A 23,171-nucleotide genomic window follows, 5' to 3' on the forward strand; every position below is an offset into this window, starting at 1 on the left:
AATAGCGTCAAATTGTAAAGGAATAGTCAGCGGCCCCGTTAAGGCTTATGGCGAGACTGAGGCTCGATCCATTGAAGATCGGTTCCGCAAAGCTGGAATAAGCTCTACGGCGATCATGGCGGTGAATATGAGCGCACAGCCAATTGCTCCACGAAATGATATTGTCTCGCCAAGAAGCATTGCCCCGAAAAGCGCCGCGAAAAGTGCTTCGGATGACAGCATGATCGCGGCCTGCGCGGATGTTGTGAAGCGCTGTCCAACTGCCTGCAGAGTAAAGGCGATACCGGAAGAAAAAATGCCGGCAAAGATAATGAGAGGCGCAACCGAAAGAATATCGGAAACATTACTGCGCTCGATGCCACTTGAAATAATCAAGCCAAGCGCAGCGCAGACGAGAAATTGCACGAGCGACAACATAATCGGTCGACCGCTTTTAACAGCGAGCCGGTTGATGAAGATAATCTGCAGCGCCCAGAAGGCCGCGCAAGCTATGGTCAGCCAATCGCCGACAGACAGTCCTTCTACATTGCCTCCCGATAGCAAATAAATTCCGGCTAGAGCAGTCAATGCGCAAGGCCAAACGATCGGGTGAGGCCATTGCCAGAACAGGACAACCGCTAGGAAGGGCACCATCACCACATAAAGACCAGTGAGAAAGCCTGAGTTTGTGACGGAGGTTGTTTCCAAACCAACCTGCTGCAGCGCGGCACCAGTGAAAAGCAGTGTCCCGATGAAAATGAATCCCAAATAATCCTTTGGTTCCAGCTTCCCGGTTGCAAGGCGTGCCTCGCGAAATGCAAGCGGTGTCACGGTAAGAGCAGCCAGAAGAAACCGCAGTCCGATGAACATAAAAGCTTCCACGCCCCGCATAGCACTTGATTGAGCGACGAAACCAAGACCCCAGATGGCTCCGGCTGCAAGAAGAAGTAAATTGGCACGCCCGCGCGTCATGATATCCCCATTGATTGTAACGGCTAAAGCGTCGACGCCATCTCTATCCACTGGGATGGAACACGGCAAGCGCATCATCCATCAGAAGCGCGGGTCAGCCTGATAATTTTTCCATTGCTCGCATCTGTAAGCAGATAGACTGATCCATCCGGCGCTGCGCGCACATCCCGGATGCGTCCGAACTCTCCCTCGAAGAGCCGTTCTTCGCCCTTCATCTTGCCCTTCTCGTCGCGGTCAAGACGTACAAGCATTTCAAATTTGAGGGCGCCTGCAAGCAAATCACCCTTCCACTCTGGAAACATATCGCCACTGTAAGCAACTAGGCCCGATGGCGCGATTGACGGATCCCAATAGTATAAGGGCTGTTCGTAACCTTCGGCTGCGGTGCCTTGGCCGATTTTTGCTCCCGAATAGTCCACCCCATAGGTTATTACCGGCCAGCCATAGTTCTTTCCGGCTTGCGGCTGATTGATTTCATCCCCTCCCTTTGCGCCATGCTCGAGGGTGAGCAAAGAGTGGGTTATTGGGTCCCATGTTGCGCCCTGCGGATTGCGATGGCCCTTGGACCAGATTTCCGGCAAAGCCTTTTTTCCGTCTGCATAAGGATTGTCAGAGGGAATTGTCCCGTCCGCATTGACGCGCAATACGGAGCCGGCATGGTCCATATAATCCTGTGCCCGCTTTTGCTCGCCCCGTTCACCCATCGTGACAAACAGCTTGCCCTCGGGCGAGATCACGATCCGAGAGCCAAAATGTTGACCCTTGTTTGTTCTTTTGCTCATCGACACCAGGGTACGAACGTTTTCAAGTTCAGTACCATCAGAACCGTACACGAGCTTCGCGCTGGCAAGGGCCGTGCCCGCGCCACCTTGGCCGGGCTGGGAGTAAGTGAAGTAGATCGTATTACTGGTCGAAAAATCTGGGGCCAAGGCTACGTCAAGCAGTCCGCCTTGGCCATTTGCCCAGACTTCCGGAACATTTTCGATAGGCTCGGAGAGTTTCCCTTGCTTGACTAGCCTCATTGTTCCCGAACGTTCGGTCACGAGCAGCGAGCCGTCAGGCAAAAATGCGAGGCCCCATGGGTGATCGAGACCATCGGCGATGGTTTCTGCGGAGACGGTGACAGTCTGGGTTTTGAAATCCTTTGCTTCTGCCGGTAGTGATAGCGCGGAAAGAAGTGCCGACAGGCTTGCGGTCATTACTTTATAATTCCGTCTCATGCCTCGACCTCCTCTAAATTTGGCATTGCGTTGCGATTTTGCATGTAATCCAGGTCACCGTCGTCTCACAGTGGTGTGAATTGGCTCGTTTCGTGCCTGAAATCATGTAAGCGTAACGTGGGTGCGACTTTTTCCACTTTCTTCGTGAAATTGCGGCAAACAGTGCTATATTAAAGAACGACTGACTGAACGGTTCCGAAGTCTTTGAACTTTGGCGACCGTTTTCTTTTTGTGTTGCGAGGCCCGGGAAAGGGCAACCCAACATTGACTACGAAAGGAGAGGGCATGGAAAAGGTCCCGATGACTCAAGCTGGTTTTGATAAGCTCAAGGAGGAGCTGCGCTTTCGACAACAGGAAGAGCGGCCACGGATTATTCTGGCGATTTCTGAAGCGCGCGCCCATGGCGACCTGTCGGAAAATGCAGAATATCATGCCGCCAAGGAAGCGCAGAGCCACAACGAGGGACGCGTCGGCGAACTTGAGGATTATACGGCCCGCGCCGAAATCATCGATATTTCCAAGCTGTCGGGCGACAAGATCAAATTTGGCGCTACCGTTGAGCTTATCGATGAAGATACTGAAGACAAGAAAGTCTATCAGATCGTCGGTGATCAAGAAGCAGATCCAAAGGCTGGTCGCATATCCATTTCGTCACCAATTGCTCGTGCCCTGATTGGTAAGAGCGAAGGCGATACGATTGAAGTGAATGCCCCTGGTGGTGCGCGGTCTTATGAGATCGTCGGATTTAAATTTATCTGAAGCACGTGCCTGAATCATTGAACAATGTCGAGGTGATAGCCCCAAATTTGAAGCGCAAGCTCTCTGGGGTCACCTCGACAATCGTTCAACTTGTTCCGCTGCAACGAGCCAACGGTCTTGGAATTGTTACAATAGGGCCGGGTCTTCCCTCTACGCTGCCGCATATTGGCTGGGTCGATTTGCTGGGCGCTTGGTCCAAGCCGCATAATCGACCATTCCGCATCTGGCACGCACGGCGCAATACCGAGATGGTCGCAGGCATCATTCTACGCTCTGTTCTACGCATGAAGTTCAAGCTGTTATTTACGTCAGCTGCTCAGCGTGATCATAGGCCCTTTACCAAATGGCTTATCCGGCAGATGGACGGTGTTATCGCAACAAGCGGTAGATCAGGAAGCTTTCTCAAGGTTCCGCACCGAGTCATTATGCACGGGGTCGACACCGAAAAGTTTCATCCGCCACAAAACGCGGAGGATCGTTTTTCGGCTTCGGGCTTGCCGGGCAAATATCTCGTGGGGTGCTCTGGTCGCATTCGCCCGTCGAAAGGCACTGACCTTTTCGTTGATGCGATGATCAGTCTTTTACCTCAATATCCCGAATGGACGGCAGTGATGACTGGCCGGACAACCCATGAGTTCGCTGGCTTCGAGAAAGAACTGCGTGGGCGCATAGCCGCTGCAAATCTGCACGATCGGATATTGTTTCTCGGTGAAGTTCCGGACGTACGTATCTGGTACAGAAGAATGACGCTCTATGTTGCCCCGTCGCGTAATGAGGGCTTTGGCTTGACGCCGCTCGAAGCCATGTCTTCGCAGACGGCCATTATTGCTAGTGATGCAGGAGCCTATGCGGAAATGGTAACGCCCGAAACCGGTGCGGTTGTACCTGCTGGTAACGGGCGCGCTCTTGAGCAAGCCATCAAGCCATATCTGGCTGATCCCGCAAAATGCGAAGAGGCAGCAAAAGCCGGGCTTGCTCACGTGCGGGCAAATTTTCCGCTGCAGAAGGAAGCCTCAAATATTCTTGAAGCCTATGAAGAGATTTTTTCCGGTAATCAGGTAGTCTAAAGCACCATTAATGGTTCGTTTTTTACAGACCGGATCGTCAGTGATGTGCGCACGCTGTCGACATTGGGCGTTGATGTCAGCTCTTCAATAACGAAATTTTGGAAAGTACTAAGATCGGCTGATACGCAATGCAGCAGAAAATCGGATTCGCCAGAAACCATCCAAGCCCGTCGAACAATGGTCCAACTCTTGGTTTTCTCTGCGAAACTTTTCAAATCGGCATCAGACTGGCGATGCAGCCGGATCATGCAGAATGCTACAATATCCTGTCCAAGTATCGCCCCGTTCAAAATCGCGCGGTAGCCTTGTATGATGCCGCTTTCCTCCAGCTTGCGTACGCGACGCAAGCAGGGTGGCGCAGAAATACCAACCCGTTCAGCCAATTCAACATTGGTGATACGGCCATTCTCCTGCAGCTGTTTCAGGATTTTCCAGTCGATAGCGTCGAGGTCCGCCTTCAAAGGCATGATTGTTATCTATCCCCATCCCAAAGCTTGACGATCACCATAGGCGATTCCTGACGCTGTGTAATGCATCGCGCGGCGGTTGCAAACAGGTTCATTCTATCGGCTCCAAAAACGGCGCGTGAAGAGAATGACGATTGTGATGATCTCAAGGCGTCCGGCGAGCATGAGATAGCTAAGAACAAGCAAGGAAGGATCGCTGAGTGTCGAAAAGTTGCCGACGGGTCCTATCGTGTCGCCAAAGCCCGGTCCGACATTGGAAAGTGCTGTCAGCGCGCCTGTGATGGAGGTGCCAAGGTCGTTGCCGAGCATGGTGAGCGCGGTCGCACCGATGACCAGGGAGGCCATGTAGAGAAATATGAAAAGCAGAGCCGACTGAGAAACATCCTGCGTTATTTCGGTACGGCCATAGCGCATTTTTATAATTGCATTGGGTATGATCAAGCGAGTGAGGCTTGCGGATGCAAGCTGCCAAAGGATGATGATGCGATTAAGCTTGATGCCCCCGGAGGTCGAGCCGGAGCAACCACCGAGAAATGTGACAAGGAAGAATATGCCCAGCGCTTCCGCACCCCAGAGCGTATAGTCCTCGGTTGCAAAGCCGGTTGTTGATAATACCGAAACGAGATTGAATGAGGTGGCGATCAGCGCATCACCAAAGCCGATACTTGTCTCCAGCTTCAGCCCGATCGCTAAGAAAAAGCTGAAACCAACAACAATACTGAAAAACAGAATCAGCTGTGGGTCCGCTAGCGATGAGAGGCGCTGCGGCATCAAGGCTTTGATGTAGAGCACAAAGGGTAGGGCACCCAAGATCATGAAAATTGTCGCGATCACCAAAATGGCGCGGTTATGGGCATAAAAACCCAATGAGGAATCATGTGTGGAAAAACCGGCTGTGGCGACAGTCGTCATGCCGTGATTGATGGCGTCGAACATTCCCATGCCCGCAACAAAATAGAGCAGCGTGCAAAGCAGCGTCAGGGTGAGATAGGCAAGGACGATACCCTGTGCGATCTGGTGGATGCGGGGCAGTATTTTTTCAGACTTGTCGGACGACTCCATGTGCAGCAATTGAATGCCTCCCACGCGCAAGGATGGCAGTAGCAAAAGACCCAATCCGACAAAGCCGAGGCCGCCAAACCAGCACAGGAGCGATCGCCACATCAGTATTCCGCGTGGCATTGTATCCAGTCCCGTCAAAACCGTCGCTCCAGTCGAAGTAATACCAGACATTGATTCGAAGAGCGCTTTTGAAAAGCTGATGGGGAGGGTCGAAAAATAGAGCGGAAGCGCGCCCAATAGCGCTGCTGTCAACCAGATGGCAACGATCAGCAGAAATCCCAATCGCGGACTGAAGCGAATATCGGAGTTGTGGGTCGCGAGCACCACTAGCCCGCTCAAGACACCAGTGAATATAGCTGACTGCACGAACACCAGCCAATCTCTGTTGCCTATATGCAGGTCAACTAAAGCTGGAATAAGCATGGTTCCAGCCATGACCAAGCCAAATCTTGCGCAAATATTGGTAATGGTACGAAGGATCGGACTGGCCTCGTGCTCGCGATTTTGACTGCTGGTATTTCATAGACTTATCTCGGAATTGACACAATCCGCCCTGAAACACCAGTCTGACCTGCACAAGCTGTGGCTAACCTTGCTATATTGGTTGCAGACCTTGCAAGGAGGGGGGCTGAAACACTACTTTAAAGCCATTGAAAGCGATGGTGGGGTGTGCCAACTATCGCATAGTTCTAAAAGTGCACCATCAAGGTCTAGTTATGACACAGCGCCATGTGCCCGTCCTTATTATCGGTTCCGGTCCAGCCGGTTATACCGCCGCAATCTATGCGGCTCGTGCCAATCTGAAACCTGTCATTGTTGCAGGCCTTCAGCAGGGCGGTCAGCTTATGATCACGACCGATGTGGAAAACTATCCCGGCTATGCCGATCCGGTTCAAGGTCCGTGGATGATGGAGCAGATGCGGCTTCAGGCCGAACATGTCGGCACTGAGATTATTCACGACATCATTACCGAAGTTGACCTGTCGATCCGCCCATTTCGTCTGACTGGCGACGGTGGAACGCAATATACTTGCGATGCCTTGATTATTGCGACAGGTGCGCAAGCGAAATGGCTTGGCTTGCCGACTGAGCAAACATTCATGGGCTTTGGCGTTTCCGCCTGTGCTACATGCGATGGTTTTTTCTATCGTAACAAGGATGTTGTTGTCGTTGGCGGCGGCAATACCGCTGTTGAAGAGGCGCTGTATCTTTCAAATATCGCCAAATCAGTCACGATCGTGCATCGCAAAGACCACTTCCGCGCAGAAAAAATTCTACAGGATCGGCTCTTTGGCAAAGAAAATGTCAAAGTTATCTGGGACAATGTCATTGACGAGATTACCGGGATCGAAGCGAAGCCCCCAATGGCTGCATCGGTTACTGGTGTACGGTTGAAAAATATAAAGAGCGGCGAAACCACAGAACTTGAAACGCATGGCGTATTCATAGCCATAGGACATGCACCTGCGGTGGAACTGTTCAAGGGGAAACTCAAGCATAAGCCGAATGGCTATTTGTGGACTGCGGCGGATTCAACCGCCACGGACGTTCCGGGTGTTTTTGCTGCGGGTGATGTAACCGATGATATTTATCGTCAGGCAGTCACCGCTGCTGGAATGGGCTGCATGGCAGCTCTCGAAGCCGAACGTTGGTTGGCGGCACAGGAACCGGTGCGTCAGGCAGCAGAATAGGCTGTATAAGAGGCCGGTCTCGATTTTCGGGACCGACAAAGGGGGAGAGACCGCGCGATGTCGCTTGATTGGGACAAGTTGCGAATATTTCATGCTGCTGCCGAGGCTGGGTCGTTCACTCATGCCGCCGAGACACTGCATCTATCGCAATCAGCTATCTCCCGTCAGGTCAGTGCGCTGGAGCAAGATGTCGGGGTTCCCCTTTTCCATAGGCATGCTCGCGGTCTGATTTTGACTGAGCAGGGCGAGGTACTCTACCGCACAGCACATGAGGTGCTGATGAAGCTGGAGAATGTTCGCTCCCGTCTTACCGAAAGCAAGGACAGGCCTTCAGGCAAGCTGCGCGTGACCACTACGGTTGGCCTCGGCTCCGGTTGGCTGGTTGAGCGCGTTCAAGAGTTTATCGAGCTGTTCCCGGAAGTGCAGCTGCAATTGCTCTTTGACAATGAAGAACTTGATCTGACTATGCGTCATGCGGATTGTGCTATCCGTTTGCGTCAGCCGCAACAACCGGACCTGATCCAGCGCCGATTGTTTACGGTGCATATGCACGTATACGCGTCGCCAAGTTACATTGCCAAGTATGGCAAGATTGAAAATATAGACGAGATCGACTCTCACCGCATTGTCAGCTTCGGTGAGCCGGCACCCTCATATCTTACGAACCTTAACTGGCTTGAAGTTATAGGGCGTTCCGACGGTAATCTTCGCCCGGCGGTACTTCAGATCAATAATCTGCTCTCGATTAAACGTGCAATCCAAAAGGGTGTAGGTATCGGGGTCTTGCCGGATTATATGATCGAAAAGGACTCCACGCTGGTGCGATTGTTACCTGAGATGGAGCTCCCCTCGTTCGATACGTTTTTCTGTTATCCTGAGGGAATAAAGAACGCTGCAAAGTTGCATGTGTTCAGAGATTTTCTTTTTAACAAGGCGCGTACCTGGTCCTACTAGTCAGGAAATTTATTGGGGAAGATTTTCTTTCCAGAAATCGGTTTTATCTTGAAAGCAAATTGCTCAAGGAAAGGCGATAGAGGGTTCAAATTCTGATCGGCGAAACAATTGAGTGGTTATGAGATTTGCGCATAGCAGCTATGCATTTTTGCAGGGTTGTAAGTCGGATCGGGAGAGAACATATCCACATCACTTGGTCGTGCGTCTCCTCCTCCCATTTGCGCACCACCAAGTGTTCCCCTCTGGAGGTTTTGCTGGAAACGGCACCTTCAAAACTTATAGGCCGGGCACTTGTCCGGCCTTTTTTTTCATTTACTCACATTTATCCAATAGGCTTGATCTGGCCCAACTTAGATATTTGGCCGAGTCCGATAGCGACACAAAAAAAGGGCCATCTCGGCCCTTTTTCAATCCTTATAACTATGTGTTTAGCGAAGATTAGCGCAGAAGCGCTGTATCCGCTTGCCTGCTTCTTCGAGGTTTGCATCGGAGGTTGCATAGGAAATGCGGAAATTTGGACCAAGGCCGAAGGCAGAGCCGTGCACTGCTGCCACAGCTTCAGTGGCCAGCAGTTCGCTGACGAAGTCTTCGTCATTTTGAATGATTTTGCCTGATGGTGCAGTCTTGCCGATAGCAGCAGCACAGGAAGGATAAACGTAGAACGCACCTTCCGGCTTGGGGCAATCCAGCATATTCGTCTGATTCAGCATTGAAACGATTAGATCGCGACGTCCTTCAAAAGCTTTTTTGAAAACCGGCAAATGTTCTTGCGTGCCATCCAGCGCTTCAACGGCAGCCCATTGTGAAATGGAACTTGTTCCTGAAGTCTGTTGTCCCTGAACCATATCCATTGCCTTGATCAGCTCAATGGGTCCGGCCGCATAGCCAATACGCCAACCAGTCATGGCATAGGCCTTCGAGACGCCGTTCATGGTCAGCGTGCGATCATAAAGATTTGGTTCGACTTGCGCTGGTGTGACGAATTTGAAATCACCGTAAGTCAGATGCTCATACATATCATCGGTCAGAATCCACACGTGCGGATGACGAACGAGAACATCGGTCAACTTCTTCATCTCATCCCAGGTGTAAGCCGCTCCAGATGGATTCGAAGGCGAGTTCATGATGATCCATTTGGTCTTCGGCGTAATAACGCGTTCCAGATCCTCTGGCTGCAACTTGAAATCGTTTGCCTGAATGGCAGACACAATTACCGGTGTTCCCCCGCAAAGAGAAACCATCTCCGGATAGCTGACCCAATATGGCGCAACACAAATAACTTCATCGCCGGGGTTCAACGTCGATAGAAGGGCATTGTAAATGACGTGCTTGCCACCTGTGGAAACGATGGTCTGATTGGCCTTGTATTCCAGTTCGTTCTCACGCTTGAACTTGCGCGTAATGGCTTCGCGCAACTGCGGTATGCCAGAGACCGGCGTATATTTGGTTTCGCCGCGGCGAATTGCAGCAATAGCAGCTTCCTTGACATTATCAGGCGTGTCGAAGTCCGGTTCCCCTACGGAAAGAGAAATGACATCACGACCCTCGGCTTTCAAATCACGCGCTTTCTGGGTGATCGCAATCGTTGCGGATGTCTTCACACGGGAAAGGGTGTCGGCGAGGAATGCCATGGTATCGTTCTCCTGAAGCGAGCGTTGATGACCGGTAGCCGGTTTGCGGGACTGCTATGTCCCAAGACCTGCAGAATCGCAAGTAAAAGCGTGCGCAAAGGCTTCACTTCCTGCGCTTTCTGTGCAGGGTGTGACATCCCATGTCAAAAACATCAGTGTCGGTTGTGTAAAGCGTCAATAGAACTGATTGGACATTGTCAACGGTTGCGGGAAAACACTGCCCGCCACAGGAGAGACGGACCATGCCGAAACTATACTCGCAAATTGAATCCGGAAATTGCTATAAGCCCCGGCTTTTGATGGCTAAATTGAGCTTGCCGTTCGAGCACATTTCGATGTCATCTGTCGATGGCTCAACCCGCAAACCGGATTTCATGGCCAAGAACCCCAATGGCAAGGTTCCTCTGTTGGAATTTGATGACGGACGCCTTCTGGCGGAATCGAATGCGATATTGCTGCATCTAGCAGAAGGCAGCAGGTTTATTCCTGAGGATGCCTATGAACGTGCTCTAATGTATCAATGGTTGTTTTTCGAGCAGTATACACACGAGCCTAATATTGCTGTTCGGCGGGCGTTGCTCGTCTATCCGGAACGAGCCAAGGATGCCACGCCAGAAAGATTGGCTGCCACTCTGGAAGGCGGCAACAAGGCATTGCTGGTGATGGAAAACCAGCTACAGAAAACACCCTACTTGGTCGGTACAAATCTGACGATTGCCGATATAGCACTCTATGCCTATACGCACGAAGCCAACCAAGGCGGCTTTGATCTTTCGGCGTATCCATCAGTCGCAAAATGGCTAAGCCGCGTTGCCGGAGATGAAGGGCATGTGCCGATAACATGGCTACCGGCATAATGGCGTGATTTATTTAACTTCGCGATCTGCACCGGTCATGCCGGGTAGCCACGCGGCTAGAGCGTCGATGAGAACTCTGATGCGACCTGGCATATAGGGTTGCTTCGGCCAGACCGCATGTGTGTCGAATATCATCTGTTCAACGTCGGGCAGGAGCCTCTTCAGCGTCCCTGATTCCACCTGATTGCGTATAAGCCAGCAAGGCAACCAAGCAACGCCCATGCCGCTGGCGGCTGCATCCGCTACCGTTTCCAGATCATCAAAAATGACACGGCTTACGGTCTTGGCACTGTCAAATCCCCTCCGTTTGTTTGGAAAAAGCCAAGAACGTATATTGCCATCCTGACCATAAAGAATGGCTTGGTGTGAGGCGATATCTTCAATCGTTTCGGGCGTGCCATGTTTTTCAAGATAGGATGGCGAGGCGCATACCGTCATCCGCTGCCGGGCAATGCGCCTTGCCGCCAGATTGGTTGTATCCGGCAATCCAGCATTGCGAACAACGAGGTCATATCCTTCTGCAACGAGATCCACCGGGCGGTCTGTAAAAGACACTTCGAAGCGTAACAACGGATATTGGCGGGCGAGATCAAACAAAACTGGAGCGACACAACGTCGGCCGAATAGCACAGGCAGACTTAGGCGAAGTCGCCCGGATATTATGTCCTTGCCGGACGTGATGGCATTTTCCGCCGCTTCAACTGTCATCAGTATCGATCGGCAATGTTCGTAAAAAGTGTGACCGTCATCGGTGAGTTTGAATGAACGCGTTGTTCTTTGGCAAAGCCGAGTGCCAAGTCGTTCTTCCAACCGCGCAATTGTCTTCCCAACGGCTGAACGCGATAGATGTAACTTGTCAGCCGCCGCAGAAAAGCTGCCCGCGTCCACCACCGCAACAAATTCTTCCATGCCAATCAGCCTGTCCATTTTAAGTCCTTTGTAGAGTTTAACGATACAATCATGGGTAAAATCGGCGCAACTGCTTTGCTCTCATCTCATATAAATACGGAATCCTTGATTTAAAGCGAGGATTTCACATGAGCAAAACAATGAAACAGTGGCAGATTGCAATGCCCGGACGAACTAATCTGAAGCTGGTTGAAACCGCGGCTCGGGAGCCCAGGCGAGGGGAGATACTTATCAAGGTCGCCGCGGTCTCCCTGAACTATCGTGAGGGGCTGCTGATTGATACCGGATTTGGCATGCCTGAAAACATGGGCGAGCCGCTCGTTCCCGCTTCAGATCTTGCCGGAACTGTCGTAGCAACCGGCGAAGACGTTAGCCGATTTGCAGCGGGCGATAGAGTGATATCAACCTTTATTCCGGATTGGATCGAGGGTGCCGGACCGGGTACTGCACGAACCCCCAATGGCCGAACGTTAGGCGGTCCGCTGCAAGGTGTCCTGGCAGAATACGTGACGATGAGCGAAGATTGGGCAACTCATGCTCCTGCAAAACTAAATCAGGTAGAGGCGAGTACACTGCCATGCGCCGGACTGACTGCCTGGACAGCGCTGGTGGAGCGCGGAAATATCAAAGCCGGTGATAGAGTAGTCGTGCTCGGCACTGGAGGCGTTTCCCTCTTTGGAGCACAAATTGCCCTGATGCATGGAGCAGAGGTTATTGTGGTTTCCGGAGACGATGCAAAATTGCATCGTGTGCAACAGCTTGGAGTTCATCACACTATAAACCGGAAGAAAGAAGATTGGGTGGAAACACTTTACCAGATTACCAATGATCATGGAGCCGATCATATTCTGGAGACAGTAGGTGGTCCACATCTGGACAAATCATTACGGGCCTCAGCGGTAACTGGACGCATTTCAATGATCGGTATTCTGGATGGTTTGGAGGTTTCTGGCGGCTTTGTGCCTCTCGCGGTTAAACGCGTGGTTTTGGAAGGTATTCAGGTTGGTCATCGCAAAGGGTTGGAAGACTTGGTAAGAGCTTTTGATCGAACTGAAATCAAACCCGTTATAGATGCGGTTTATTCCTTCAATGAGTTAAATGATGCTTTGGATCATTTAAAGCGGGGTGCATTCGGCAAGATCGTCGTGGAGCTGAACTAAATACATCCAGCTACAGATCAAAAATGGGGCGACCATTGAAACCAATGGCCGCCACAATCATATCAGGGGATATCAGCGGCAGTTTTTAAGGACCGAATCATGAAGATACTCATCGTCCTCACCTCCCACGACAAGCTTGGCGATACAGGCAAGAAAACGGGCTTCTGGCTCGAGGAATTTGCCGCGCCTTACTACGTATTTTTGGATGCGGGCGCAGAAATAACGGTTGCTTCGCCGAAGGGTGGGCAGCCGCCGCTTGATCCCAAAAGCGATGAACCCGACAGCCAAACTGAAATGACGGAGCGATTCCGGCGGGATAAGGCTGCCCAACAAGTTCTGGCAAATACAAAAGTTCTATCACAACTGAAAGAGGCGGATTACGACGCTGTGTTCTATCCTGGCGGCCATGGCCCGCTTTGGGATCTGACTTCTGACCTCGCTTCAATCAGACTCATTGAACAATTTTACAAAAACGGAAAGCCAGTCGCGGCTGTATGCCATGCGCCTGCGGTATTGCTGCAGGCGAAGATTGACGGCGAACCGCTCGTCAAGGGCAAGCGGGTAGCTGGTTTCACAAATAGCGAGGAAGAAGCGGTGCAACTTACGAGCGTCGTGCCGTTCCTTGTTGAAAATGAGTTGAAGCGGCTCGGCGCTCATTATGAAAAAGTTGATGACTGGCAGGTGCTGGCTGTTACCGACGGTCATCTGGTAACTGGCCAAAATCCCGCTTCTTCGGCAGCGGTCGCCAGTGAGGTTCTCAAGCTGCTGGGATAGGGCAAGAATGCAAAAAGGCGGGATTAATCCCGCCTTTTCTAATTTATGTGCGTTCAGAAATCAGACGATTCCCGTATGCGGCTATCAGCCTTCAACGCTAAGGTTGTCTGCTGACGACTTGCCCGAACGACGATCCTGAACGATCTCGTAGTTGACCTTCTGGCCGTCATTGAGACCGCGCAAGCCTGCACGCTCAACAGCGGAAATATGGACAAAAACGTCTGCACCGCCAGTATCGGGCTGGATGAAACCGTAGCCCTTAGTGCCGTTGAACCATTTCACTGTTCCCGAAGCCATGGGAAGTTCCTTTCAGATATATAAAACAGGCAGCATGCACATATGCGGCCCAGGGAATCGAACCTATGCAATGGAGCTCGTCAGGAAGCGCAACAGGTTACGCAGGTCGCAAAGTCACTCGACCGATAAAATCGATGCAAAATACATATGATAGAATTTCTGGCAAAACAAGCCGTTTTCAAAACGGAACTACACGCGACTTTTCGGGTATCCCGCTGAGCATCTAGCGCGAAAGTTTCTGTACTATCGCAAAAATTGCAGGTGCGGTTGAGTGGTTTGAAAGAGTCAATGTTAGAGTGAGAAAGCCGAATCACGGCCTTCGACGGGGGAGCCCAATGGCGAAGCAGAAACCCAACCGAGTGCCAGCAACCTCCGTCGCTGGCGAAGTGCAAGCGGGGCTTTTGGCGCAGCTTGGCGTTATTGCTGACATTTATTGGAACTCTCCAGTCCGCAATCGTCTGATATTGTTCATTTCGGGCGTGTTCGGCATTATCATTTTGACCTCGGTAGGACAGGTACTTCTCAATCGTTGGAATGTGCCGTTTTATGATGCTCTGTCGCGACGCGACTTTCAGGCCTTTCTCGACCAGCTCATGGTGTTTTTCGGGATTGCGGCGGTGCTTCTTGTCTTGAGTGTGGGCCAGACGTGGCTCAATCAGATGACGCGCCTGAAACTGCGGGAAGGCCTGACGCGAGATCTCATTGGCGAGTGGCTGGTGCCCCGGCGTGCGTTCAAACTTTCCAATTCAGGGCCCATCGGCGTTAATCCCGATCAACGCTTACATGAGGATGCACGGCATCTGGCGGAAATGTCGACGGATCTCGGCTTTGGCTTGCTGCAATCCACGATCCTGATGGTCAGCTTTGTCGGTGTGTTATGGGCGCTTTCAAGCGGGTTCGTGTTCAATGTATATGGCTACAGTTTTTCTATTCCGGGCTACATGGTGTGGGCTGCAATTCTTTATGCATCTCTCGCGTCATGGTTGAGTTGGCTTGTTGGACGCAAACTCATCAAGTACAATGCCGATCGCTACCAAAAGGAATCTGAACTGCGTTTCTCGCTGATGCGGGTGAACGAACATATTGATGCGATTTCACTTTACCGCGGTGAGGCCGACGAAAACCGTCGTCTTGGCTTTGATGTCGATAGTCTTCTGGCTTCCATCCGATTGCTGGTTAGAGCTTTGACGCAACTCACATGGGTCACGTCTGGCTATGGCTGGATTACCATCGTCGCACCTATTCTCGTTGCTGCACCAGTTTACTTCGCAGGCAATCTTTCGTTCGGCGGTCTTATGATGGCTATCGGGGCATTTAATCAGGTTCACGATGCATTGAAGTGGTTCGTCAACAATTTCGGCGCGATTGCTGACTGGCGTGCAACGCTTTTACGCGTGACGTCTTTCAGGCAGGCTGTGCAGGCAACCGACGCCATGAACAGCATTGAACAGCGCATAAAATTTGCCGAGTCCGATAGGGATCAAATCATTCTTGATTCGCTGAAGATCACCGCGCCACGCGCTACAGTACGGCTCAAGGAAAAGCACGCTGTTGTCAAAGAGGGTGACCGCGTTCTCATTACAAGCGAAGCGGGTATTGATCGCACTTTGCTGTTTCGGGCCATTGCCGGCCTTTGGCCTTGGGGGGCTGGCACAGTCACGTTACCTGCCAACAAAACCATTATCTACATGCCGCGTCTGCCCTATTTTCCGCCCGGCAGCTTGCGTGAAGCGATGTCCTATCCGCTCGGTAAAGATGGTTTTACTGACGAGCAACTGGTTGGAGTCTTGCATGAGCTTGGACTGAAGCGGCTTGAAACCATGCTGGATTTCAGTGCTCGCTGGGATCGCGAGCTTAGTGATGATGAGCAACAGTCGCTCGCATTTGCACGGTTGATGCTGCACAAGCCGGAGTGGGTGGTTATTGACGAGTCGCTCGACGCGATGGAGTCAGATGCTTATGACCGGGTGGTAGCAGTCTTGCGTGAGCACCTCGCCAAATCGACGATTGTGCATATTGGGCGAGAAGACAAGAATGATCATGTATTTTCGACGGTGCTGCATTTTGTCAGCGACCCCTCCGGCCATGGATTGGAGGAGGAGGGGTTGCTAGGTGTTTAAACAATTTCGCCAGACGAAGTTAAGCGAAATAGTCCTGAAGTGGCCGTACTTCCAGTGATCCAGCCTTGAGCGCAGCAATTGCTTCTGCAACGGCATCGGCACCCGATAGCGTGGTGTAATATGGCACTTTTTGCATCAAGGTCGCGCGGCGAAGCGATTTTGAATCCGAGATCGCCTTGGCGCTGTCTGTCGTGTTGAAAACCAATTGAACCTGACGGTTGCGGATTGCGTCTTCAACGTGTGGACGACCCTCTTGCACCTTGTTGATCTTTTGCGCTGCTACGCCGTTCTCGCCAAGGAAGCGAGCTGTTCCGCCAGTAGCGAGTATCTTGAAGCCCAATTCCGCCAGCCGTTTTACCGGCGCGAGAATGCGCTGCTTGTCTTCGTCCCGCACGGAAACGAACAAAGTACCGTCGCGTGGAAGATCAACACCTGCGCCCAGCTGAGCTTTGGCAAAGGCCAGCGCGTAGTCATAATCCAGTCCCATGACTTCGCCCGTCGAGCGCATTTCGGGTCCGAGCAGTGTATCGACACCGGGGAAACGAGCGAACGGGAACACAGCCTCCTTGACTGCAATATGTTTGCGCCCTGTAGCGGAAGGTTTGCCGCCATAATGCGACAAAGCTTGTTCCAGCGTCTCTCCCGCCATGATACGGGCCGCTACTTTGGCAATCGGAGTGCCTATGGTTTTGGCAACGAAGGGTACTGTCCGTGAGGCGCGTGGATTGACCTCAAGAACATAGATCGTGCCGTCCTTGATGGCGTACTGGACGTTCATCAATCCAACCACGTTAAGCGATTTGGCAAGCGCGGCGGTTTCCTTTTCCAGATCGGATACGGTTTCGGCGGAAAGGGAATGAACCGGCAAAGAACAAGCACTGTCGCCGGAGTGGATGCCAGCTTCTTCAATGTGCTCCATGATGCCGGAGACCCAAGTGTCCTTGCCATCGCAGAGGCAGTCCACATCGACCTCGATGGCTTCGGTCAGATAACGATCAAACAGCAGAGGATTTTTACCAAGCAGCGTGTTGATTTGTCCGGTCTTGTCGTTCGGGTATTTCTGCTTGATATCTTCCGGCACGAGCTCAGGAACCGTATCAAGCAGGTAGGCCTGTAAGCCGCGCTCATTGTGGATGATCTGCATCGCGCGACCACCCAAGACATAGGAGGGACGTACGACCAGCGGGAAGCCAAGCTCTCCAGCTATGGTGCGTGCCTGCTCAACCGAGTAGGCAATGCCATTCTTGGGCTGCGTGAGATCAAGCTTGATCAGCAACTTCTGGAAACGGTCGCGGTCTTCAGCAAGGTCGATGGCGTCCGGCGAAGTTCCAAGGATAGGAATGCCAGCTTTTTCAAGCGCATCTGCGAGTTTCAGCGGTGTTTGCCCGCCAAATTGCACGATCACGCCATGCAAGGTTCCTGCCGTTTGTTCGGCCCGCAGGATTTCCAACACGTCTTCGGCTGTCAGTGGTTCAAAGTACAAGCGGTCTGACGTGTCATAGTCTGTGGATACTGTTTCAGGGTTGCAGTTGATCATGATGGCTTCGTAGCCAGCATCCCGCAGCGCAAAGGCAGCATGGCAGCAGCAATAATCGAACTCAATGCCTTGGCCGATACGATTGGGGCCGCCGCCGAGAATCACAACCTTCTTGCGGTCGGAAATCTGGGCCTCGGAAACCAAAGCACCTGCAAATGGAACTTCATAAGTGGAGTACATATAGGCCGTTGGCGATGCAAACTCAGCCGCGCAGGTATCAATGCGCTTGAAGACTGGATGAACGTCAAGCTTGTTGCGTAGCTTGGTAACTTCGCTAGGCTCGATTTTTGCCAGACTTGCAAGGCGGGCGTCGGAAAAACCCATGCCCTTCAATGCGCGCAGGTTTTGCGCGTCCTGAGGAAGCCCGTGCTCGCGCACGCGCTCTTCCGTGCCAATGATCTCTGCCATTTGTTCGAGGAACCACGGGTCGATCTTGCAGCCTTCATGCACTTCTTCGACAGTCAGTCCAAGCCTTAGTGCCTGCCCCACCATACGGAGCCGGTCTGGGGTAGGAGTGCCAATAGCGGCGCGAATAGCATTGTTGTCATTGCCCTCGCCAATGCCTGGAATTGTGATCTCATCAAGTCCGGTAAGGCCAGTCTCCAGTCCGCGCAAGGCTTTCTGAAGCGATTCTTTGAATGTACGGCCAATAGCCATAACTTCACCGACCGATTTCATGGCTGTCGTTAGGGTAGGTTCTGCGCCGGGGAACTTCTCAAAGGCAAAGCGCGGTATTTTGGTGACGACGTAGTCAATGGATGGCTCGAACGAGGCTGGCGTAGCGCCGCCGGTAATATCATTGTCGAGTTCATCGAGCGTGTAGCCCACAGCAAGCTTGGCTGCAATCTTTGCGATCGGGAAGCCAGTGGCCTTCGATGCCAGTGCAGATGAGCGTGACACACGGGGATTCATTTCGATAACAATCAGGCGGCCATTTTCCGGATTGACCGCAAACTGTACATTCGATCCGCCGGTCTCTACGCCGATCTCGCGCAATACCGCAATCGATGCGTTGCGCATGATCTGGTATTCCTTGTCGGTCAGCGTCAAAGCTGGGGCAACAGTAATGGAGTCGCCGGTATGAACACCCATCGGATCTATATTTTCGATGGAGCAGATAATGATGCAATTATCCGCCTTGTCGCGAACGACCTCCATCTCGTATTCTTTCCAGCCGAGAACGGATTCTTCAATCAGCACTTCAGTGGTTGGCGATGCGTCAAGACCACTGCCGATGATCTCGTAAAATTCTGTTCGGTTATACGCGATACCGCCGCCTGTACCACCCATGGTGAAGGAGGGGCGGATGATGGCAGGTAGACCAACATGGTCTAATGCGGCACCGGCCATGCCGAGGGCATGCGATACATAGCGCTGCTTGCGGTCACCTTCGCCGAGCTGCCACTCGGTTTCCAGCTTGTCTAAAGCCGCATCGAGCTCTGCACCGGAATATTGGGCTTTAACCGCTTCGCGCTGTTCCTGGTGTAATTTGCGGTCGAGATCTTTTACCTCGGTAGCGTTTGCGAGCATTGATTTTGGTGTTTCCAGACCAATCTTTGCCATGGCCTCGCGGAATAACGCGCGATCTTCCGCCTTGTCGATCGCTTCAGCATTCGCGCCAATCATTTCGACATTATAGCGATCGAGTACACCCATGCGACGCAGCGAAAGGGCGGTGTTCAGCGCAGTCTGACCACCCATGGTTGGCAGCAACGCGTCGGGACGTTCCTTGGCGATGATCTTCGCAACGACTTCAGGCGTGATTGGCTCAATATAGGTCGCGTCTGCCAATTCGGGGTCAGTCATTATCGTTGCCGGGTTGGAGTTGACGAGGATGACCCGGTAACCCTCTTCTTTAAGTGCCTTGCAAGCCTGGGTGCCGGAATAGTCGAACTCGCATGCCTGACCGATAATGATCGGGCCAGCGCCGATAATCAGAATAGATTTGATGTCGGTGCGTTTTGGCATGTTCGGGTCCTTATCATAGCGGTCTGCACAAAAAACCGCACGGTTTCACCGTACGGGTAGCTACTTGAATTCAAATGCGAGGCTAAGGCTGCCTTATAGGCAAAGGAAACGCTTTGCGTAACCCCAAAAAGCGACGTTAACGCATTTTAAGGCGGTTTTGGGGTTTCGTTTCGCATTACGGCCACAACGTAACATTCCATCGCAAAAGTTGATGTGCCACTTCCTGCAAGCAAAAGTTGAAAAATAACATCGCGCATGAAACAAATGCCGCGTATTGATGTTGTGCATACAGCGTATCAGCCGGTTTGGATCGGCAAGCGATCGGGAGACGGAACATGCGTTGGCAGGGGCGTAGACAGAGCGACAATGTTGAAGATCAACGCGGCGAAGGCGGCGGCGGTTTTCCAGGGGGCGGAAGATTTCGTATTCCTGGCGGTTCCGGATTGCGGACGGCCGGCGGTGGTGGATTTTCCGGCATTCTCATCCTCGCTGCAATTTTTCTTTTTTTGAAATTCTGCACCAATATTGATCCGATGCAGATACTGGTCGATTCGGGTGGCGGGCAATTGGTGCCGGGCCAAACCCAGAGCGATACCTCGGTCAAAAACAACGACGAGACGACGCAATTTGCCAAGACAGTTCTTGCAGAGACGGAAGATGTCTGGAGCGGTATCTTCAAAGCTGAGGGGCAAACCTATCCAGCGCCAACGATGGTGTTATTCAGTGATCAAGTGCGTTCCGCATGTGGCTTTGCCAGCGCAGCGTCCGGTCCCTTCTACTGCCCGGGCGACCGGAAGCTTTATATCGATTTAAGCTTCTATGACGAGCTGGATAAGAAGTTCGGGGCATCGGGCGATTTCGCGCAAGCCTATGTGCTGGCGCATGAGGTTGGGCATCACGTACAGAATTTGATTGGCGTGTTGCCCAAGTTCAATCAAATGCGGCAGAACATGAGCGAAGCGGAAGCCAATGCCATGTCAGTGCGTGTTGAACTGCAGGCAGACTGTTTTGCCGGTATATGGGGACACTTTACCGAGCAGAAAGGTATTCTTGACGTTGGCGATCTGGACGAGGCACTCAATGCTGCGCAACAGATCGGCGATGACACTATGCAACGCAAGACTCAAGGTTATGTCGTTCCAGAGAGCTTTAATCATGGAACGTCTGCCCAGCGCAGCAAATGGTTTAAGCGTGGATTTGATAGCGGCAAGCTGGATAATTGCGATACGTTCAGCGGTAGTATTTAATTAGATAAGAACGCGATTAGATCGCGTTCTTTCTGTTCTTGACGTTGTTGCCCAATGCATAAGCAACGGCTGCCTGCGAATGTATGGTTGTTGAATCGTAGACCGGCAACGCCAAATTATCTTCGGTCAGCGATAAGCAAATTTCGGTGCAACCGAGAATTACGCAATCAGCGCCAGCCTCTTTGCCACGGGCAACGATTTTCTCCAGTGCATGGCGAGACTCGTCTTTGACCAAGCCGCAGCAAAGTTCGTCAAAAATGACGGAGTGAATCTTGGCCCGGTCAATTTCATTGGGGACGGCGAGGTCGATCTGGAAATTATTGTGCAAATAATCCGCGTAAAAGCCGTGCTCCATCGTATAGCGTGTAGCCAATAGAAGCGGGCGCTTCTTGCCTGCGGCTGATAAAGTGCGGCCTGTTTCGTGCCTGATATCAATGAGCGGAATACTGACAGCAGCAGCAACGGCGTCGGCAACAAGATGCATCGTGTTTGTGCAGATTAGGATGCAATCTGCTCCTGCCGCTTCAAGGCGGCTGGCTGCATCCGACAGAAGCGCAGCAGCATCATCCCAGCGGTCGCTCTTTTGCAAGGCGACAACTTCGGAAAAATCCAGCGATTGGAGGGCGATTTTTGCAGAGGATAATCCGCCAAGATGTCCGCGGATTTCCTCATTGATCTGACGATAATAAACCGCAGTGCTTTCCCAGCTCATCCCGCCGATCAGTCCAATAGTGCGCATGATGGATCCCTCATTTCCCTAGCCGGAGGATAGAGGTTGCAGCGCACAATGTGTTCGCATAGTTTTCAAAATTCAGATATGTCGGCGCAAATATTGCGCGTAATATCTAATACCACGCGATAAATTTGTTGGGATTTATAGATGATCGACGATCGTGATCGCAAGATTCTGGATATTCTGCAAGAAAATGCCTCTGTGGGCGTATCCGATCTCGCTAACAGAGTGAGCCTTTCCATTTCCGCGTGTTCCCGTCGCATCCAGCGCCTGGAAGAGGAGGGGTATATCCAGCGCCGGGTTGCTCTGGTAGATCGGCCTCTGGCCGGATTACCAACGACCATGTTTGTTATCATTCGTACGGCGCGCCACTCGGCGGAATGGCTGGAACAGTTTCGCGCGGCAATTTCCGACATACCGGAAATTGTCGAGGTGCATCGCATGACCGGCACTATCGATTATATATTAAAGCTCGTTCTGCCACGTGTGGAAGCTTATGACGAAATATATAAGTCATTGGTCGAAAAAGTGGAATTTTTTGACATCTCAGCATCAGTTTCAATGGAAACGTTGAAATCCACTACAGCAGTTCCAACGCATTACATAAAGTGACTTCTGTCGCGGTATCAATTTGACCGATCTCTATAAGCAAACTTGCTTTAAGTGGTTAGCTGCTTTTCTATACGGATCATGGCCCGCTCAAATACGGACGGGTTGTTAAGCGCGCGAGCTATTACCAAGGCGCCCTGAATGTCTATTATAGCTTCTTCAGCGAGAGCTGCGGCCACTTCTGGATCGTGCCCAAGCTTCTGCAAAGCCTTATTGAGTGCAGCAATCCATGCCGCGAAGTAATTATTGATCTGTAACGCGAAGCGATCACGGACATTGTCGAGAGCAAGCGCACCAACGAGACAGATGCGGCGGCCGGACTTGAAGTATTCAATTACCGCGGCGCACATCATCCGTATCGCAGTTTGAGAGTCGGCGGCTTCGCGCAATGGGCTGTAAATCTGCTTTTCAAACCAACCTTCTATCTCCGCGAGGACGGCCTGTGCCATTTCGGTTTTTCCGCCTGGAAAGAAGTAGTAAAGGCTACCTTTTCCAAGCCCGGTCTTTTCGGTGATGATTGAAAGACTTGCCCCTTCAAAGCCGTGTTCCCGAAAGATTTCGGCAAGCACCGGAACAACGTCAGAGCGTTCGGAGACAGTTTTGACCATATTACAGCTCGAGTTCCGATAATCCCGGATGTCCAATCGGACGTGGACCAGTTTGATCCCACAAGAACTTCCGATCTGCCTCTTTGATTGCAAGATCATTGATGGAAGCATAGCGTTTCTGCATCAGGCCATTTTCGTCAAACTCCCAGTTTTCATTGCCATAGGCGCGAAACCAATTGCCAGAATCGTTGTGATACTCATATGCAAAACGCACTGCTATCCGGTTGCCCGAAAACGCCCAAAGTTCTTTGATCAGGCGGTATTCCAATTCTCGCTTCCACTTTTCTTGCAGGAAGGCGACGATTTCGGCGCGGCCACATAAGAATGTTGATCTGTTCCGCCAATAGCTATCCTGTGTGTAAGCCAGCGCCACGCGCTCAGGATTGCGTCCGTTCCAGCCGTCTTCCGCAGCCCGAACCTTTTGGATCGCAGTGTTGTGCGTAAAGGGTGGAAAAGGCGGACGTTGCTCTGACATTTGATTTCTCCTTTTGTACCAAATGGTAATGTGTGTACCTATTGGTACATTATCAGTTCTTAGTCAAGGGACGGT

General features: G+C 51.8%; 21 protein-coding genes. 10 read left to right on the top strand and 11 right to left on the bottom strand.

Annotation, left to right across the window (positions count from 1 at the left end):
• Positions 1–45: 45 nt before the first annotated feature.
• Positions 46–951 carry a DMT family transporter gene (locus V9K92_RS16740; RefSeq protein WP_307279469.1) on the bottom strand — a complete coding sequence of 302 codons (906 nt, stop codon included), beginning with the start codon at positions 949–951 and terminating at the stop codon, positions 46–48.
• 74 nt (positions 952–1,025) lie between these two features.
• Positions 1,026–2,171 carry a PQQ-dependent sugar dehydrogenase gene (locus tag V9K92_RS16745; protein ID WP_337354476.1) on the bottom strand — a complete coding sequence of 382 codons (1,146 nt, stop codon included), beginning with the start codon at positions 2,169–2,171 and terminating at the stop codon, positions 1,026–1,028.
• Between the two features lie 285 nt (positions 2,172–2,456).
• Here V9K92_RS16745 and greA point away from each other — a divergent pair, with 285 nt between their 5' ends.
• Positions 2,457–2,930, top strand: coding sequence for a transcription elongation factor GreA (gene greA / locus V9K92_RS16750; protein WP_115052440.1), 474 nt, complete (start codon positions 2,457–2,459; stop codon positions 2,928–2,930).
• 5 nt (positions 2,931–2,935) lie between these two features.
• Complete coding sequence (locus V9K92_RS16755; RefSeq protein WP_115052441.1) at positions 2,936–3,997, top strand: glycosyltransferase family 4 protein; 1,062 nt, start codon at positions 2,936–2,938, stop codon at positions 3,995–3,997.
• On the opposite strand, the gene V9K92_RS16760 is transcribed toward V9K92_RS16755, so the two are convergent.
• Together V9K92_RS16760 and V9K92_RS16765 are read right to left on the bottom strand one after the other, a co-directional pair.
• Positions 3,994–4,464 (bottom strand): winged helix-turn-helix transcriptional regulator, encoded by a 471-nt coding sequence (locus V9K92_RS16760; RefSeq protein WP_115052442.1) that lies wholly within the window; start codon positions 4,462–4,464, stop codon positions 3,994–3,996. The genes V9K92_RS16755 and V9K92_RS16760 overlap by 4 nt on opposite strands.
• A gap of 96 nt (positions 4,465–4,560) precedes the next feature.
• Entirely contained in the window at positions 4,561–5,961 is a 1,401-nt protein-coding gene (locus V9K92_RS16765; RefSeq protein WP_115052443.1) for a TrkH family potassium uptake protein, read from the bottom strand.
• Between the two features lie 281 nt (positions 5,962–6,242).
• Here V9K92_RS16765 and trxB point away from each other — a divergent pair, with 281 nt between their 5' ends.
• Both trxB and V9K92_RS16775 read left to right on the top strand, forming a co-directional pair.
• Positions 6,243–7,217: a thioredoxin-disulfide reductase gene (gene trxB, locus V9K92_RS16770; protein ID WP_115052444.1), complete on the top strand. Its 975-nt coding sequence runs from the start codon at positions 6,243–6,245 to the stop codon at positions 7,215–7,217.
• 57 nt (positions 7,218–7,274) lie between these two features.
• On the top strand, positions 7,275–8,171 hold the full coding sequence (locus V9K92_RS16775) for a LysR family transcriptional regulator (protein WP_115052445.1): 897 nt from the start codon (positions 7,275–7,277) through the stop codon (positions 8,169–8,171).
• 428 nt (positions 8,172–8,599) lie between these two features.
• Here the strand turns inward: V9K92_RS16775 and V9K92_RS16780 are convergent, their stop codons facing one another.
• Positions 8,600–9,802 (bottom strand): pyridoxal phosphate-dependent aminotransferase, encoded by a 1,203-nt coding sequence (locus V9K92_RS16780; protein WP_115052446.1) that lies wholly within the window; start codon positions 9,800–9,802, stop codon positions 8,600–8,602.
• 242 nt (positions 9,803–10,044) lie between these two features.
• Here V9K92_RS16780 and V9K92_RS16785 point away from each other — a divergent pair, with 242 nt between their 5' ends.
• Entirely contained in the window at positions 10,045–10,659 is a 615-nt protein-coding gene (locus V9K92_RS16785) for a glutathione S-transferase family protein (protein ID WP_336439726.1), read from the top strand.
• Between the two features lie 9 nt (positions 10,660–10,668).
• Here the strand turns inward: V9K92_RS16785 and V9K92_RS16790 are convergent, their stop codons facing one another.
• Complete coding sequence (locus tag V9K92_RS16790) at positions 10,669–11,586, bottom strand: LysR family transcriptional regulator (RefSeq protein WP_337354477.1); 918 nt, start codon at positions 11,584–11,586, stop codon at positions 10,669–10,671.
• A 110-nt stretch (positions 11,587–11,696) separates the two neighbouring features.
• On the opposite strand from V9K92_RS16790, the gene V9K92_RS16795 reads away from it, so the two are divergent.
• Together V9K92_RS16795 and V9K92_RS16800 are read left to right on the top strand one after the other, a co-directional pair.
• On the top strand, positions 11,697–12,728 hold the full coding sequence (locus tag V9K92_RS16795; RefSeq protein ID WP_337354478.1) for a zinc-dependent alcohol dehydrogenase family protein: 1,032 nt from the start codon (positions 11,697–11,699) through the stop codon (positions 12,726–12,728).
• A 99-nt stretch (positions 12,729–12,827) separates the two neighbouring features.
• Positions 12,828–13,502: a type 1 glutamine amidotransferase domain-containing protein gene (locus V9K92_RS16800; protein ID WP_337354479.1), complete on the top strand. Its 675-nt coding sequence runs from the start codon at positions 12,828–12,830 to the stop codon at positions 13,500–13,502.
• Between the two features lie 84 nt (positions 13,503–13,586).
• Here V9K92_RS16800 and V9K92_RS16805 read toward each other — a convergent pair whose 3' ends face one another.
• The gene (locus V9K92_RS16805; RefSeq protein WP_008124164.1) at positions 13,587–13,799 is read right to left on the bottom strand and encodes a cold-shock protein; all 213 of its coding nucleotides are present in this window, start codon (positions 13,797–13,799) and stop codon (positions 13,587–13,589) included.
• A gap of 335 nt (positions 13,800–14,134) precedes the next feature.
• Between V9K92_RS16805 and V9K92_RS16810 the strand changes: the two genes are divergently transcribed.
• Complete coding sequence (locus V9K92_RS16810) at positions 14,135–15,919, top strand: ABC transporter ATP-binding protein/permease (RefSeq protein WP_337354480.1); 1,785 nt, start codon at positions 14,135–14,137, stop codon at positions 15,917–15,919.
• A 19-nt stretch (positions 15,920–15,938) separates the two neighbouring features.
• On the opposite strand, the gene carB is transcribed toward V9K92_RS16810, so the two are convergent.
• Positions 15,939–19,424 carry a carbamoyl-phosphate synthase large subunit gene (gene carB / locus V9K92_RS16815; RefSeq protein WP_115052452.1) on the bottom strand — a complete coding sequence of 1,162 codons (3,486 nt, stop codon included), beginning with the start codon at positions 19,422–19,424 and terminating at the stop codon, positions 15,939–15,941.
• A 335-nt stretch (positions 19,425–19,759) separates the two neighbouring features.
• Between carB and ypfJ the strand changes: the two genes are divergently transcribed.
• Positions 19,760–20,671, top strand: a complete 912-nt coding sequence (gene ypfJ / locus V9K92_RS16820) for a KPN_02809 family neutral zinc metallopeptidase (RefSeq protein WP_115052453.1) — start codon at positions 19,760–19,762, stop codon at positions 20,669–20,671.
• 16 nt (positions 20,672–20,687) lie between these two features.
• Here ypfJ and V9K92_RS16825 read toward each other — a convergent pair whose 3' ends face one another.
• A complete protein-coding gene (locus V9K92_RS16825; protein ID WP_115052454.1) occupies positions 20,688–21,410 on the bottom strand; it encodes an aspartate/glutamate racemase family protein in 723 nt (240 codons plus the stop codon).
• A gap of 141 nt (positions 21,411–21,551) precedes the next feature.
• On the opposite strand from V9K92_RS16825, the gene V9K92_RS16830 reads away from it, so the two are divergent.
• Positions 21,552–22,016: a winged helix-turn-helix transcriptional regulator gene (locus tag V9K92_RS16830; RefSeq protein ID WP_115052455.1), complete on the top strand. Its 465-nt coding sequence runs from the start codon at positions 21,552–21,554 to the stop codon at positions 22,014–22,016.
• A 47-nt stretch (positions 22,017–22,063) separates the two neighbouring features.
• Here V9K92_RS16830 and V9K92_RS16835 read toward each other — a convergent pair whose 3' ends face one another.
• Complete coding sequence (locus V9K92_RS16835; protein ID WP_115052456.1) at positions 22,064–22,621, bottom strand: TetR/AcrR family transcriptional regulator; 558 nt, start codon at positions 22,619–22,621, stop codon at positions 22,064–22,066.
• Between the two features lies 1 nt (position 22,622).
• Positions 22,623–23,096, bottom strand: coding sequence for a nuclear transport factor 2 family protein (locus tag V9K92_RS16840; protein WP_307279424.1), 474 nt, complete (start codon positions 23,094–23,096; stop codon positions 22,623–22,625).
• Between the last annotated feature and the right edge of the window lie 75 nt (positions 23,097–23,171).

The sequence above is a fragment of the Phyllobacterium sp. CCNWLW109 genome, from assembly GCF_037203905.1.
Taxonomy (GTDB): Bacteria; Pseudomonadota; Alphaproteobacteria; order Rhizobiales; family Rhizobiaceae; genus Phyllobacterium; species Phyllobacterium ifriqiyense.